At 61.7% G+C, this 13,736-nt stretch carries 14 protein-coding genes; 8 read left to right on the plus strand and 6 right to left on the minus strand.

All coding sequences use genetic code 11. The annotated features are described in order from the left end of the window. Position 1: 1 nt before the first annotated feature. From QOM08_RS03485 to QOM08_RS03495, 3 genes are read right to left on the minus strand one after another with little or no spacing between them, the layout of a single operon-like run. Entirely contained in the window at positions 2–808 is an 807-nt protein-coding gene (locus tag QOM08_RS03485) for a putative hydro-lyase (RefSeq protein WP_076386428.1), read from the minus strand. Continuing rightward, positions 805–1,575: a LamB/YcsF family protein gene (locus QOM08_RS03490; RefSeq protein ID WP_160892561.1), complete on the minus strand. Its 771-nt coding sequence runs from the start codon at positions 1,573–1,575 to the stop codon at positions 805–807. Before QOM08_RS03490 ends, QOM08_RS03485 begins: the two co-directional genes overlap by 4 nt. Before the next feature lie 28 nt (positions 1,576–1,603). After that, positions 1,604–2,836: an NRAMP family divalent metal transporter gene (locus QOM08_RS03495; protein ID WP_047229583.1), complete on the minus strand. Its 1,233-nt coding sequence runs from the start codon at positions 2,834–2,836 to the stop codon at positions 1,604–1,606. A 277-nt stretch (positions 2,837–3,113) separates the two neighbouring features. Here QOM08_RS03495 and QOM08_RS03500 point away from each other — a divergent pair, with 277 nt between their 5' ends. From QOM08_RS03500 to QOM08_RS03515, 4 genes are all read left to right on the plus strand, one after another. Further along, positions 3,114–3,779: a GntR family transcriptional regulator gene (locus QOM08_RS03500; RefSeq protein WP_076386424.1), complete on the plus strand. Its 666-nt coding sequence runs from the start codon at positions 3,114–3,116 to the stop codon at positions 3,777–3,779. 200 nt (positions 3,780–3,979) lie between these two features. Next, positions 3,980–4,549 (plus strand): GNAT family N-acetyltransferase, encoded by a 570-nt coding sequence (locus QOM08_RS03505; protein WP_047229555.1) that lies wholly within the window; start codon positions 3,980–3,982, stop codon positions 4,547–4,549. A 102-nt stretch (positions 4,550–4,651) separates the two neighbouring features. Next, on the plus strand, positions 4,652–5,521 hold the full coding sequence (gene tesB, locus QOM08_RS03510) for an acyl-CoA thioesterase II (protein ID WP_047229556.1): 870 nt from the start codon (positions 4,652–4,654) through the stop codon (positions 5,519–5,521). After that, positions 5,518–6,111 (plus strand): HAD family hydrolase, encoded by a 594-nt coding sequence (locus tag QOM08_RS03515; protein ID WP_047229557.1) that lies wholly within the window; start codon positions 5,518–5,520, stop codon positions 6,109–6,111. The genes tesB and QOM08_RS03515 overlap by 4 nt, the downstream gene beginning before the upstream one ends. A gap of 141 nt (positions 6,112–6,252) precedes the next feature. Here QOM08_RS03515 and QOM08_RS03520 read toward each other — a convergent pair whose 3' ends face one another. Then, positions 6,253–7,200: an alpha/beta hydrolase gene (locus QOM08_RS03520; protein WP_316912570.1), complete on the minus strand. Its 948-nt coding sequence runs from the start codon at positions 7,198–7,200 to the stop codon at positions 6,253–6,255. Continuing rightward, complete coding sequence (locus QOM08_RS03525; protein ID WP_047229559.1) at positions 7,200–8,087, minus strand: neutral zinc metallopeptidase; 888 nt, start codon at positions 8,085–8,087, stop codon at positions 7,200–7,202. Before QOM08_RS03525 ends, QOM08_RS03520 begins: the two co-directional genes overlap by 1 nt. A gap of 233 nt (positions 8,088–8,320) precedes the next feature. Here QOM08_RS03525 and QOM08_RS03530 point away from each other — a divergent pair, with 233 nt between their 5' ends. Then, complete coding sequence (locus tag QOM08_RS03530; RefSeq protein ID WP_316912571.1) at positions 8,321–9,097, plus strand: IclR family transcriptional regulator; 777 nt, start codon at positions 8,321–8,323, stop codon at positions 9,095–9,097. A gap of 51 nt (positions 9,098–9,148) precedes the next feature. Beyond that, positions 9,149–10,027 (plus strand): DMT family transporter, encoded by an 879-nt coding sequence (locus tag QOM08_RS03535; RefSeq protein WP_107322970.1) that lies wholly within the window; start codon positions 9,149–9,151, stop codon positions 10,025–10,027. 136 nt (positions 10,028–10,163) lie between these two features. Here QOM08_RS03535 and QOM08_RS03540 read toward each other — a convergent pair whose 3' ends face one another. Next, on the minus strand, positions 10,164–11,501 hold the full coding sequence (locus QOM08_RS03540) for an MFS transporter (protein ID WP_107322969.1): 1,338 nt from the start codon (positions 11,499–11,501) through the stop codon (positions 10,164–10,166). Positions 11,502–11,504: 3 nt separating this feature from the next. Between QOM08_RS03540 and QOM08_RS03545 the strand changes: the two genes are divergently transcribed. Together QOM08_RS03545 and quiC are read left to right on the plus strand one after the other, a co-directional pair. Further along, entirely contained in the window at positions 11,505–11,645 is a 141-nt protein-coding gene (locus tag QOM08_RS03545; protein ID WP_316912572.1) for a hypothetical protein, read from the plus strand. A 128-nt stretch (positions 11,646–11,773) separates the two neighbouring features. After that, the gene (gene quiC, locus QOM08_RS03550; protein ID WP_188252422.1) at positions 11,774–13,675 is read left to right on the plus strand and encodes a 3-dehydroshikimate dehydratase QuiC; all 1,902 of its coding nucleotides are present in this window, start codon (positions 11,774–11,776) and stop codon (positions 13,673–13,675) included. Positions 13,676–13,736 lie beyond the last annotated feature (61 nt).

A 13,736-nucleotide genomic window follows, 5' to 3' on the forward strand; every position in this document is an offset into this window, starting at 1 on the left:
CCTAGACGTGGTAGGTGCTGTCAGGCACATCGGTGATGAACATATGGCCCGGCGAATGGGTGATGGCGAAGGGCACGCCCGAGGCCATGACCGCGGCCTGGGGAGTGACGCCGCAGGCCCAGAACACCGGGATCTCGCCGGGTTCGATGCGTACGGCATCGCCGAAATCGGGGCGCCCCAGGTCTTGGATGCCGAGCAGCGCGGGTTCGCCGATGTGCACCGGGGCGCCATGGACTGAGGGATAGCGTCCGGAAATAGTGCTCGCCTCAGCCACGCGATCGGCGGGGATCGGTCGCATCGATACCACCATTTCACCCTGTAGACGTCCGGCCGGGCGGCAGGCACGGTTGGTCCGGTACATCGGTACGTTGCAACCATCGGTGATATGCCGCACTTCGATGCCGGCCTCTTGCAGGGCGGTTTCAAAGGTGAAGCTGCAGCCGATCAAAAAGGCCACCATGTCGTCGTGTTCAGCCCAGGCCTGAGTGGCATCGCTGACTTCCTCGGCCAGCTTTCCATCACGCCAGATGCGGTACAGCGGGATGTCAGTGCGCAGGTCCGCCCCTTCAGCCAGCAGCGTACTCGGGCTGCCGGCGTCGCTGACGTCAAGGATCGGGCAGGCTTTGGGATTGCGCTGGGCATACAGCAGGAAGTCGTACGCCCAGGCGCGCGGCAGGGCGATCAGGTTGGCCTGGGTCATGCCCGGCGCGATACCCGCCGTGGGGGCGACCCGGCCGTTACGGTAAGTGCTGCGTGCATCCCGGGCAGCGGCAATCGCCGCCTGGCGGGCGAGATCAAGGGCGTTCATGGGCGTGCTCCGGCAAAGGGCTGCAAGGACATGTGCGCCTGTTCCAATACCCGGCGCAGCTCGCGGGCCATTTCCACCGCTGCGGGGCTGTCGCCATGGACACAGATCGAGTCGGCCTGGATTTTGGTCAGGCTGCCATCGATCGCTTCGAGGCAGCCGTCTTCAACGAGGCGCAGCATACGTTGGGCGACGAGCTTGGGATCGTGCAGCACCGCGCCTGGTTCGCGGCGAGAGACGAGGGTGCCCTGTGGCGTATAGGCACGGTCAGCGAACGCTTCGGCGACACACTGCAAACCCTCGTTACGGGCCAGTTCAATCAGGCTTGAGCCGGCCAGGGCAACCAATATGAGGTTGGAGTCGATCGCGCGGATGGCTTCGATCACGGCCAGCGCCTGACGGCGATCGTGAGCAATGGTGTTGTACAAGGCGCCGTGGGGTTTTACGTAGCGCACCGACGTGCCGGCGGCTTTGGCCAGGCCTTGCAGCGCGCCGATCTGGTAGATCACGTCGGCCGTCAGCTCATCGCTGGCCACGTCCATGTTTCGTCGGCCAAAGCCCACTTTGTCCGGGTAAGCGACATGGGCACCAATGGTGACATTTTTGGCCGCCGCCGCTTTCAGTGTGCGCAAGATGCCGGCCGGGTCGCCGGCGTGGAAACCGCAGGCGACATTGGCGCTGGTCACGACATCGAGCATCGCGGCATCGTCGCCCATGTGCCAGGCGCCAAAGCTTTCGCCCAGGTCGCTATTGATATCTATGGTTGGCATTCACGTGACTCCTTGTTCGTTATCGGGCTCAGGCAACGTTGAGGAAGGCGAAGATCGGCCCAACGGATTTGATTGCCATGTACCAGGTCAGCAGGCAGGTCAGGGCGCCCAGCACCAACAGCCAGCGTGGGTAATGGTAACCGCCCATGAGGTCGGACCGGCGCCAGCCGACGTAGATAAAGATGCTCAGGCCGATTGGCAGTATCAGGCCATTGAAACCGCCCGCGAAGAGCAGCAGTGCGGCGGGAGCCGTTCCCATCAGGGCAAAGATCAGCAGCGACAGGGCGATGAACACGGTGGTGGCGCGGTTGCGCCCCTGCTCAGTGATGTCCGGCTTGAACACGGTGACAAAGGAAATGGAGGTGTAAGCGGCGCCGATCACGCTGGTGATACTGGCGGCCCAGAGGATGAGACCGAAGACGCGCAGGCCGAACTGCCCGGCTGCTGCCTGGAAGGCTTGTGCGGCCGGATTGGCGCCCTGACCCGAGGTGTCGATGACTACGCCGCTGGCAACAACGCCGAGGATGGCGAGAAACAGGATGTAGCGCATGAGGCCGGTGACCATGATGCCGCCCAAGGCTGCCTTGGTCACTGCCTGGAGGTTTTCTACCCCGGTAGTCCCGCGGTCCAGCAGTTTGTGAGCCCCCGCATAAGTGATGTAACCGCCGACCGTGCCGCCGACAATGGTGGTAATGGTGGCGAAGTTGATCTGGTCCGGAAGGACGGTTTGATAGAGGGCTTCGCCCAGTGGCGGGTTGGAAGCGAAGGCCACGAACAGGGTCAGGGCGATCATCACCAGTCCCAGCACGACGATCAGTCGGTCGACGGCCACTCCGGCGCGGTGGGAAAGGAAGATGCCGATAGCCAGCAAGGCGCTGAGACCGCCGCCCCATTTTGCATCAAGCCCCATCAACGCGTTCAGGCCCAGCCCTGCCCCGGCGATGTTGCCGACGTTGAACACCAGCCCGCCGAAAATCACCAGCACCGCCAGCAGGTAACCACTGCCTGGAATCGCGTTGTTGGCCACGTCTGCGGCACGCATTCGGGTCAGGGTGACGATACGCCAGACGTTAAGTTGAACCACGAAGTCGATCAGAATCGACGCCAGGATACCGAACGCAAATGCCGCACCCATTTTGGCCGTGAACGTGGCGGTCTGGGTGATGAAGCCAGGGCCGATGGCGGACGTCGCCATCATGAAAATTGCTGCGATCAGGGAAGCGCGTCGCGTCTTTGTAAAATCTTGAGCGGTCTGTGTCACGGCTGTCTGTGTCACGGCATCAATTCCTACGGTGGGAGATATTTTTTTATTGAGCAACGAGCGTGCCAGGACTCAAACATCGGTCTAGAAGTGTTGATCTATAGGGTCTGAATTGTTCAACAATCAGTTTAGTGCAAGGCTACAATTCGCACCAAATTGTAACCTTGTCACTCGTGGGTGTTACTTAATGATGCAGGCGACACCCTTGCTTCTTGCCATGGGCGGGGCTCTCATGGAACATCAAAGTGACTTCTCTTATTCTTATTCTGGATTGCACATGAACGACGTTTCACCTTCCCTTCCTCGCTCGCTGGGAGAATCCATTACCCAGGAGGTCCGCAGAATGCTGGTCGAAGGTGAACTGGTTCCGGGCCAACGATTGTCCGAAGCGGCCCTGGCCGAAAGCCTGCAGATTTCCCGCAACACCTTGAGGGAAGCGTTCAGGGTCCTGACCCGCGAGGGGTTGCTCAAACATGAACCCAATCGCGGGGTGAGCGTGGCGGTGCCCGATATGGCGTCGATCATCGACATCTATCGTGTCCGTCGCTTTATCGAATGCAAGGCCATTGCCCAGGGTTACCCGCTGCATCCGGGAACACTGCATATGCGTGAGGCGGTGGAGGCGGGCATGCGAGCGCGTGAAGTCAAGGACTGGAAGGCTGTCGGCACCGCCAACATGATGTTCCACAAGGCTATCGTCGAACTCGCCGACAGCCCGCGATTGGTGGTGTTCTACGGTCAGATATCAGCCGAGCTGCGGCTGGCATTCGGCCTGCTCAAAGATCCGGAGTTCCTGCATATGCCCTATGTCGATATGAACGTTTCAATCCTGCGTTGTATCGAAGAAGGGCGATCAGAGGAGGCAACCCGGCTGCTTGAAGCCTATCTGGTGCAGTCGGAGCGCACCGTTCTGGCCGCTTACGAACGCAGTCTGAACCGGTAGCACCCTACGAGCGCGACGAACTCCTCGCCAGCCAAGCCAAGCCTGTCGATAATTGATACCTGGCGCAGCCGCGTGGCTCACTCGATCAAGCTGGGCACGGCGCCTGCGTCTCCCACCTTGATCCCGGCAGCGGCCGTGGGCCGTTTATTTGGGCGTGGCGATTTCGCTTGAGTAGGCGTTGGGGCATGGAGAGGAAGCAAATGGAGCCGATACTGGAACTGCAAAGCGCGCGGTTGATACTGCGCCAGTGGCGCGACGCGGACTTGCCGGAGTTTGCCGCCATGTCTGCCGATGCGCAGGTGATGCGTTATTTTCCGGCGCCCCTGAGCCGCCTGGAAAGCGCCGCACTGATCGGGCGCGTGCGGGGGCATTTTGCCGAGCATGGCTTTGGTTTGTGGGCCCTGCAGCGCAAGGACACCGGGGCCTTTATCGGCTTTACCGGCTTGGGCGTGGTCGGGTTCGACGCGCACTTCACTCCGGCGATCGAGATCGGCTGGCGTCTGGCCCGTGAGCATTGGGGCCTGGGTTATGCCAGCGAAGCCGCATGGACGGCCTTGCGGTGTGCGTTCGATCGCCTGGGGCTGGATGAGGTGGTGGCGTTCGCCGCCGTCGATAACCTGCCATCGCAGAAAGTCATGCAAGCCATCGGCATGCATCATGACCCGGCCGATGACTTTGAACACCCAAAGCTCGCCGTCGGTCATCCATTGCGTCAACATGTGCTCTATCGTATCAACCGTGAACAGTGGCTACAGACCCTGCACGGTTAGCCGACACGGACGTTTACAATGCCCGCCACAATGGCCCGGGCCAACAATCGATCCACCGTCGCAGCACCGACTGCGCGGTTGAGCTGTGTGAGGAAAGTCTGAATGAGCCACGTGTTGGAAGATCTGGTCGACCTGCTGACCCTGGAACCCATCGAAGAGAACCTGTTTCGCGGTCGCAGCCAGGACCTGGGGTTTCGCCAGTTGTTCGGCGGCCAGGTGCTGGGCCAGTCACTGTCGGCGGCTAGCCAGACCGTGGAAGAGGCCCGTCATGTGCATTCGATGCACGGCTACTTCCTGCGTCCGGGCGATGCGGCCTTGCCGGTGGTCTATCAGGTGGACCGGGTGCGTGACGGCGGCAGTTTCAGCACCCGCCGGGTCACGGCGATCCAGAAGGGCAACCCGATTTTCACGTGCAGCGCTTCGTTTCAATACGACGAGCAGGGTTTTGAGCACCAGAACTCCATGCCCCAGGTGGTCGGGCCGGAGAACCTGCCTTCGGAGCTGGAACTGACCCAGCAGCGGGCGCACCTGCTGCCCGAGCACATGCGGGAAAAACTGCTGTGTCCCAAACCGATCGAGGTGCGCCCGGTCACCGAGAAAGATCCCTACAATCCGCAGCCGGCCGATCCGGTAAAGTACGTGTGGTTCCGGGCCGATGGTGCCCTGGCGGACTCGCCGGCCCTGCATAAGTACCTGCTGGCCTACGCCTCGGATTTCGGTCTGTTGACCACCTCGATGCTGCCCCACGGCAAATCGGTTTGGCAAAAGGACATGCAGGTCGCCAGCCTCGACCACGCCTTGTGGTTCCACGCCGACCTGCGCGCCGACGACTGGTTGCTCTATGCGATGGACAGCCCGTGGGCCGGCAACTCCCGTGGGTTCTCTCGTGGCAGCGTGTTCAATCGCGCCGGACAACTGGTGGCGTCGGTGACCCAGGAAGGCCTGATTCGCCACCGCAAGGACTGGGCATGAGTCTGGCCGATGTGCGGCATTGGGTGTTCGACATGGACGGTACGCTGACCATCGCCGTGCATGATTTTGCGGCGATTCGCGTGGCCCTGGCGATCCCGGCCGAAGACGACATTCTGACCCACCTGGCGGCATTGCCGGCCGACGAAGCCGCAGCCAAGCATGCCTGGTTGCTGGAACACGAGCGGGACCTGGCGCTGGGCTCCCGGCCTGCGCCGGGAGCGGTCGAGCTGGTACGCGAGCTGGCGCAGCGGGGTTACCGCCTGGGGATCCTGACGCGCAACGCCCGCGAACTGGCCCACGTGACCCTGCAAGCTATCGGTCTGGCGGACTGTTTCGCAGTGGAAGATGTGCTGGGCCGCGACGAAGCGCCGCCCAAGCCCCATCCCGGCGGCCTGTTGAAACTGGCCGAGGCCTGGAGTGTGGCGCCCGAGGCGATGGTGATGGTGGGTGACTACCGTTTCGACCTGGACTGCGGCCGTGCGGCGGGTGCGCGGACGGTGCTGGTGAACCTGCCGGACAATCCTTGGCCGGAGCTGGCGGACTGGCATGCGCGTGATTGCGGGGAGTTGCGGCGGATGCTGTCGGCTTGAAAGAGGGGTTGGCTGATAGATAGCTATCGCGAGCAGGCTCGCTCCCACAGTAGATCTGCGGTGGACACACTTTTGATCGACACAGATCCCCTTGTGGGAGCGAGCCTGCTCGCGATGAGGCCCTGTCTACCCCTACAGAACTCACTGACCAAACAGCGCCTTCTGCCCCTCAGCCGAATTGAACATCCCATCCCCGTTATGCCCCACCCCCGGCACTTCGATCAGCCGCTGGTTCAGCCCCTCGGGATGACGCCGGGTCAGGTAGTCGAAAAAGAACTGCCCGCGCAGTAACCGATACGGCCCTTGGGTCTGCGCTTCACAGCCTTTATCCAGCGCAGGGTGCTCAGGGTCGATGTCCTGTTGCCCAAGCAGATAAACGATGTCGCGTTTGATGTACTTGTCTTCCAGTTGAGCGGGCGTTTGCCCGGCGGCATAGGCGGGCAGGTTCTGCAGGCCGTATTTCCAATGGTTGAAGCCGGGACAACCGGCCGGGTCGAAGGCCATGGGGCGCTGCGCATCGAAATAGGCATAGGAGGAGGGGTTGGCGATGACGAATCTGGGTGCGATCCGGGTTTGACCGCGAGCGAGCAGGGCGTAGCGCTGCGCGACCTGCGCGCCGCCGGAATGGCCCGCGATGACGATCTCTTTCACCTCGGGAAACTGCTGCCGGTCACTGACCCGGGCGACGATGTCGTCGATGACTTGAAAGGAACTGACCGCCTTGGGCCCCGTGGATAAGCCGCCGGCCATCCAGTCGTTGCCTTGCCAGCGCAACAGGTCATTGGGCAACTGATGGCGGGCAACGTCATGTTCGTTGAGAAACTGCGGGGCGATGACCAGGGTCGTGGTCAGTTGACCGGCGTGTGCGGCGGCCTTTTCGGCGCTGTGCAGATAGGTCTGGGCGTTGCGCAGCCGGCCATGGAGGATGATCAACACGCGCTGGATAGACGCCGGGGGCGGACTCACACTGACGACCATGGCGCCGCCCTTGAGCTGCAGTCGCCCTTGAGCGACCACGTCCACGCCCTGTTCGTCTGCCTGGGTAAAGGTGCAGCACAGCAGCAGGCTGAGGAGGGCGCCCCACTTCATTACAGATTTTTCGCCGCGAAGGTGTCGCATTGGCTGACCTGACCCTGGGCAAACCCGGTCTTGAACCAGCGAACCCGTTGCGCCGAGGTGCCGTGGGTAAAGGAGTCCGGCACTACCCGGCCCTGGCCCTGCTGCTGAAGGCGGTCATCACCGATGGCGTTGGCGGCGGTCAAGGCCTCTTCAATGTCCCCCGGCTCCAGCCAGTTCAGGCGCTTCTGCGCATGGTTGGCCCAGACGCCCGCCAGGCAGTCGGCCTGTAACTCCTGACGGACCAGCAGACCACCATCGCCTTCCATCTGGCGGCCCTGACGGCGAGCCTCCTGGATTTTTGCCGACACCCCGAGCAGGGTCTGGACGTGATGCCCGACCTCATGGGCGATGACGTAGGCCTGGGCGAAATCCCCAGCGGCGGAGAACCGTTGGGACATTTCCTGGAAGAAACTCATGTCCAGGTAGACCTGTTTATCGGCCGGGCAATAGAACGGGCCGGTGGCTGATGAGGCGAGGCCGCAAGCCGAGTTGACCCGACCGCTGAACAGCACCAGTTTGGGTTGCTGGTACTGGCGCCCGGCCTGCTGGAAGACCTGGCCCCAGGTGTCTTCGGTATCACCCAGGATTGAGCGCACGAACTCGGCCTGTTCATCGTTCGCTGGCGGTGCCTGCCGGGTTTGGGAGGAGGCGGGGGCCGAGGTCTGGTCCATCTGCCCGGCCAGTTGCCCGAGAATCTGCATGGGGTCCTGGCCGGTGATCCAGCCGATACCGACGATCAGGACAATGGCCGTCAGGCTCAGCCCCTTGCCGCCACCGAAACGCATCCCACCACCGCCGCCACCGTCACCGCGGGCGTCCACCACGTTGTCACTGCGGCGACCTTTTTTCCATAACATGTGGGAAATCCTCTGATTGACCGTGTGAAGAGTGTTGCCGCTGAGTCGGGTTGCCGCCAGTTCACGGACAGACATTCGCAGTGAGTCTAGCTTTTGAAGGCGCAGGCTGTACGCCTGAGCTCTCAGGCAATCGCCACGGGTTTTGGTTCATCCGTCAACAATGAATGTCGGGTTCCAGAATTTGCATTACACTTCGCATATTTTGGAATCAGCCTCTCTCCTCTGGATTTTTCATGGCCGGCAGTCAAATCGAACGGGTTTTCAATGTGCTGGAAAGTCTCGCCAGCGATCCCCACGGCTGGGCTCTGCAAGGGTTGGCCGAACAGTTACAGATTCCCAAGAGCGCCACGCACCGCCTGCTTGCTGAACTGACGCGCCTGGGTTACGTGCGCCAGAATCCCGAGAACCTGCGTTATCACTTGTCGACCCGACTGGTCGCCCTGGGCTTTCGCTACCTGTCGCGCAGTGGTGCCGACATCGTGCAGCCGGTGCTCGATCGTCTGGCTCGGGAAAGCGGTGAACTGGTGCGCCTGGGCGTGATCGAGGGTGATCGCCAGACCTGGATTGCCAAGTCCCAGGGCGCTCGGTCCGGGTTGCGCTACGACCCTGACATGGGCCGTGAGGCGCCGCTGGTCTATACCGCGTCGGGCCATGCCTGGCTGGCGTGCATGAGCGACGCCGAGGCGCTGTCGCTGGTGGACCGCCAAGCCCTGAAAATGCCGGCGGACGTGGGCCCCAACGCGCCGCGCAACAGCGTTGAATTGCTTCAATACCTGCGTCAGGCCCGGGAGCAGGGCTATGCCTGTGTCGAGGAGAGTTCGGCGGTCGGCACCTCAGCCATTGCAGCCGTGGTGCGTCATCCGCTGGATGGCCGGGTCTTGGGTGTGCTCAGCATCGCCGGCCCCACCGCCCGGATGACGCGATCGAGGCTGCATGAGCTGGCGCCGACCTTGCTTGCGTTTACCGAGGAATTGTCACACGCCAGCCAGGCATCGGAGTTGTTCAGCTGAATCGCCGTCGCAGACACCGGCTCCCTACATCAAGCAACACAGGATTCCTACATGACCGTCAGCACTCCGCTTTCCGGCGTCAATCAGGCCTTCAAGGGCATCCTGTTGATACTCTGCGCGACGTTCCTGTTCTCCAGCCATGACGCCTTGTCCAAATACCTTTCAGGGTTCTATCCGATCATCATGGTGGTGTGGGCGCGTTATGTCGTGCACACGCTGTTGATGGCAGGGATTTTCCTGCCGCGTTCGGGGCTGCGGGTGCTGCGTACCAAGCGTCCGTTATGGCAGTTGGCGCGTGCGTTGTGTCTGTTGGGCACCAGCCTGTTCTTCACCACGGCGCTGCTATACATCCCTTTGGCGGAGGCGACTGCGGTCAACTTCCTGGCGCCCGTGCTGGTCACTGCATTGTCGGTGCCTTTGCTGGGCGAACACGTGACGCGCGGCCAATGGGTCGCGGTGATCTTCGGCTTTATCGGGGTGTTGATCATTGTCCATCCGGGCGGTGACCTGTTTACGCCAGCGGTGTTATTGCCGTTCTGTTCGGCGCTGTTTTTCTGTTTCTATCAACTGCTCACTCGCAAGCTCAGTGAGATTGACAGCCCGACCACCAGCAACTTCTTCGCCGGCTTGTGCAATACGTTGGTGATGAGCGCCCTGGTGCCGTTCTTCTGGCAGGTGCCAAGCCTGGTGCATGGGGCAATGATGCTTGCGCTGGGAGCGTGCGGGATGACGGCGCACCTGATGCTGACCCAGGCCTTCCGCTTCGCCGCCCCGGCGCTGCTGGCACCGTTCGGGTATTGCCAGATCGTATTTGCCGGCCTGCTGGGCTGGTTGCTGTTCAGCCATACGCCGACGTTGACCACGGTGTTCGGCATCGTGCTGATCTGCCTCAGCGGGCTGGCGGCGGCGTGGCAACAGCGGCGGAGCTAACGCGCACCGTGGTGGGATCGATTGTGGGAGCAAGGCTTGCCCGCGATGAAGACGATACGGTCCTGAGTGAACCGAGGTGCCTGCATCGCGGGTAAGCCGTGCTCCCACATGGGGATGAATCCCGGGCTGACTGGTATCAGCTTTCCAGCGTCGGCACCTTGCGCGGTGCCATGAAGTACAACCAGATCAGGGCAATGAAGTACATCGCCGGGATCAGGGTGAACAGTACGGTGTAGTTGTTGTGGGTCACCGTGAGGATGTGGCCCACCAACTGGGTCATGAACATCCCGCCGACGGCGGCGCACATGCCGCCAAAGCCGAACACCGTGCTCATCATGTGCTTGGGCGTGTAGTCCATCACCAGGCTCCAGATGTTGGCGGTCCAGGCCTGGTGCGCGCCGATGGCCAGGGAGATGGCAAACACCGCCATCCACAGGCTGCTGGAACCGGCGGCCAGGATCACGCCGATGATGCAGCAGGCGAACAGCAACATGGAAATCAGCCGTGCCTTGATCGGGTTCAGGCCGCGGCCGATCAGGAATGAGGACAGAATCCCGCCGCCCACGCTGCCGAAATCGGCGGTGAGGTAAATGATGATCAGCGGGATGCCCATCTGGGTCACGTTGATGCCCAGGTTGTATTGCTGGTTCAGAAACGGCGGCAACCAGTAGAGGTAGAACCAGAACACCGGTGCGGTGATCGAGTAGGCCAGGGCGAACGCCCAGGTGCCGCGCATGCGCAGGATACGGGAGAAGGGCACGCGGACCTGATCGGGTTCGTCCTGGGCCTGGATGTAGTCCAGTTCCGCCTGTTTGACGCTGGGATGATCCTCCGGGTTGAAGTATTTCAGGCCCCAGAACACCAGCCAGATCCCGCCCAGCGCGGCCATGCACAGGAACGCAGCCTGCCAGCCCCACACCTGCAGGACCAGCGGCAGCAGCATTGGCGTGAACATCGCGCCAACGTTGGTTCCGGCGTTGAAAATACCGGTCGCCACGGCCCGTTCACCGGCCGGGAACCATAGCCGTGTGGTCTTCACGCAGGCCGGGTAGTTGGCGGCTTCGGTCAGGCCCAGGATGAATCGGCAGACCATGAAGCCCACCGCCGACGTGGCCAGGCCATGGGCGCCGGTCGCCAGGCTCCAGAGCAGTACGGCGCAAAAGAACACGCGCTTGACGCCGATCCGGTCGATCAGTCGGCCTTGCAGCACGAAACCGATGGCATAACCAACCTGGAACCAGAAGTTGATGTTGGCGTAATCCATCGCCGTCCAGCTCATTTCCTTGGCGAGAATGGGCTGCATCACGCCCAGTGCGGCGCGGTCGATGTAGTTCAGGGTGGTGGCGAAAAACACCAGGGCGAGCATGCCCCAACGGGTTTTGCCCACGGCCAGGGCGCCGCGGATCTTGTCACCGACGCCAGCGGTGGTGGCACCCAGGACGGGGGGCAGGCGGGAGCTTTGGGAAGGAATCATAGCGTGTACCCGTTTTTGAAATTCTTATGGTGTGGTCTGGGTCTGTTCAAAGGTGCCGACGATCAGGGCGGCCTCAATGAGGTGCCGATGGTGCGCAGTGAGCAAAAAACCGTCAATTCGCTGATCGGGCATTGTGTTCGATAATCGCCCAAAAAACTAACCGGTTGGTACATATTAAATTGCCGAAACAAACCTCCAGCTCAATAATCGGCTCACTCTTTCAAAAGCGGCACACCTGTGTGTAGCCGATGCCTGTCCCGGGAGCCGAAGTCATGCAGCGTTCCATTGCCACCGTGTCCTTGAGCGGTACCCTGCCGGAGAAACTTGAAGCCATTGCCGCCGCCGGTTTCGACGGCGTGGAGATCTTCGAGAACGACCTTCTCTATTACGATGGCAGCCCTCGGGAAATCAGGCAGATGTGCGCCGACCTGGGCATCGCCATCACGCTTTTCCAACCGTTTCGGGATTTTGAAGGTTGCCGTCGCGAACGCCTTGCGCGCAATCTGGAGCGGGCCGAGCGCAAGTTCGACCTGATGCAGGAGCTGGGCACCGACCTGGTGCTGGTGTGCAGTAATGCCTCGGCCGACAGCCTGGGTGATGAGCAGATTTTGGTGGATGACCTGCGATTGCTGGCCGAACGAGCCGGGGCGCGAGGCTTGCGCATCGGTTACGAGGCGCTGGCCTGGGGCCGGCACGTCAATACTTATCAACAGGTCTGGAACATCGTGCGTCAGGCCGATCACCCCAATCTGGGGGTGTTGCTCGACAGCTTCCATACTTTGTCCCTCAAGGGCGATCCGAGTGCGATTGCCCAGATCCCCGGTGACAAGATTTTCTTCGTGCAAATGGCCGATGCGCCGATCCTGGCGATGGATGTCCTGGAATGGAGCCGGCATTTCCGTTGCTTCCCAGGCCAGGGCGAGTTCGATCTGCCGGGCTTCCTGGCACCGATCATCAAGAGTGGCTACACCGGGCCATTGTCGCTGGAGATTTTCAACGACGGTTTCCGCGCCGCGCCACCACGGGCCAATGCCGCCGACGGCCTGCGTTCGTTGCTGTACCTGGAGGAGAAGACCCGCCAGCGGCTGGCCGAAGAGGCCGAACCGGCAAGCCATGCTGACATCCTGTTCGCCACACCACCGGCCAGCGAATACAACGGTATCGAATTCCTTGAGTTTGCCGTGGACGACAGTCTTGGCGCGAAGCTGTCCCATTGGCTGGAACGGTTGGGGTTCGTCAAGGCCGGCCAGCATCGCTCCAAGAACGTGAGCCTGCTGCGCCAGGGCGACATCAACCTGATCCTCAATTGCGAACCCTATTCGTTTGCCCACAGCTTTTTCGAAGCTCACGGGCCATCGCTGTGCGCCACCGCCGTGCGGGTCAAAAACAGCGCCAGCGCCCTGGAGCGGGCCGTGGCTTACAAGGGCCAGCCTTATCGCGGCCTGGTGGGGCCCAACGAGTTGGAGTTGGCGGCGGTGCGTGCACCGGACGGCAGCCTGATTTACCTGGTGGATCAGGACGCCGACGTCTACGGCACCGATTTCAACCTGCAGCCGGGCGCTGTCATCGGTGCCGGACTCAAGCGCATCGACCACATGGCGATGGCGCTGCCGGCCGATAGCCTCGACAGCTGGGTGCTGTTCTACAAGAGCCTGCTGGATTTCGAAGCCGACGACGAAGTGGTGTTGCCCGATCCGTATGGCCTGGTAAAGAGTCGCGCCCTGCGTAGCCGTTGCAGTTCGATCCGCTTACCGCTCAATATTTCCGAGAACCGTAACACCGCGATCTCCCATGCGCTGTCCAGTTATCGCGGCTCCGGCGTGCACCACATCGCCTTCGACTGCGATGACATCTTTGCCCAGGTCAGCCGCGCCAAAGAGGCCGGCGTGCCGCTGCTGGACATTCCGCTCAACTATTACGATGACCTCGCGGCGCGTTTCGATTTCGATGATGAGTTTCTCAGCGAGCTGGCTTATTTCAACGTGTTGTACGACCGAGATGCCCAGGGCGGTGAATTGTTTCACGTCTACACCGAGCCGTTCGAAGGGCGCTTCTTCTTTGAAATCATCCAGCGCAAGAACGGCTATGCCGGCTACGGCGCCGCCAATGTCGCGGTAAGGCTGGCAGCCATGGCCAAGTCCCGCAGCGGTGGCTTGCGGCACGCCAAGTTGTAGGCAAATCGTAAACGCGGCGGTAAAGGGCAACCCCGTGGCTTGGCTTGACTGCGCGGTGCGG

Origin of the sequence: Pseudomonas sp. P105 (assembly GCF_032614175.1) — a bacterium.
GTDB lineage: Bacteria > Pseudomonadota > Gammaproteobacteria > Pseudomonadales > Pseudomonadaceae > Aquipseudomonas > Aquipseudomonas rhizophila.

What these genes read in the sequence shown, in the direction of transcription:
- QOM08_RS03525 (WP_047229559.1), bottom strand. Translation starts at nt 8,087, where the DNA reads ATGTTATGGAAAAAAGGTCGCCGCAGTGACAACGTGGTGGACGCCCGC.
- QOM08_RS03515 (WP_047229557.1), top strand. Translation starts at nt 5,518, where the DNA reads ATGAGTCTGGCCGATGTGCGGCATTGGGTGTTCGACATGGACGGTACG.
- QOM08_RS03520 (WP_316912570.1), bottom strand. Translation starts at nt 7,200, where the DNA reads ATGAAGTGGGGCGCCCTCCTCAGCCTGCTGCTGTGCTGCACCTTTACC.
- QOM08_RS03535 (WP_107322970.1), top strand. Translation starts at nt 9,149, where the DNA reads ATGACCGTCAGCACTCCGCTTTCCGGCGTCAATCAGGCCTTCAAGGGC.
- QOM08_RS03490 (WP_160892561.1), bottom strand. Translation starts at nt 1,575, where the DNA reads ATGCCAACCATAGATATCAATAGCGACCTGGGCGAAAGCTTTGGCGCC.
- QOM08_RS03540 (WP_107322969.1), bottom strand. Translation starts at nt 11,501, where the DNA reads ATGATTCCTTCCCAAAGCTCCCGCCTGCCCCCCGTCCTGGGTGCCACC.
- quiC (WP_188252422.1), top strand. Translation starts at nt 11,774, where the DNA reads ATGCAGCGTTCCATTGCCACCGTGTCCTTGAGCGGTACCCTGCCGGAG.
- QOM08_RS03485 (WP_076386428.1), bottom strand. Translation starts at nt 808, where the DNA reads ATGAACGCCCTTGATCTCGCCCGCCAGGCGGCGATTGCCGCTGCCCGG.
- tesB (WP_047229556.1), top strand. Translation starts at nt 4,652, where the DNA reads ATGAGCCACGTGTTGGAAGATCTGGTCGACCTGCTGACCCTGGAACCC.
- QOM08_RS03505 (WP_047229555.1), top strand. Translation starts at nt 3,980, where the DNA reads ATGGAGCCGATACTGGAACTGCAAAGCGCGCGGTTGATACTGCGCCAG.
- QOM08_RS03500 (WP_076386424.1), top strand. Translation starts at nt 3,114, where the DNA reads ATGAACGACGTTTCACCTTCCCTTCCTCGCTCGCTGGGAGAATCCATT.
- QOM08_RS03530 (WP_316912571.1), top strand. Translation starts at nt 8,321, where the DNA reads ATGGCCGGCAGTCAAATCGAACGGGTTTTCAATGTGCTGGAAAGTCTC.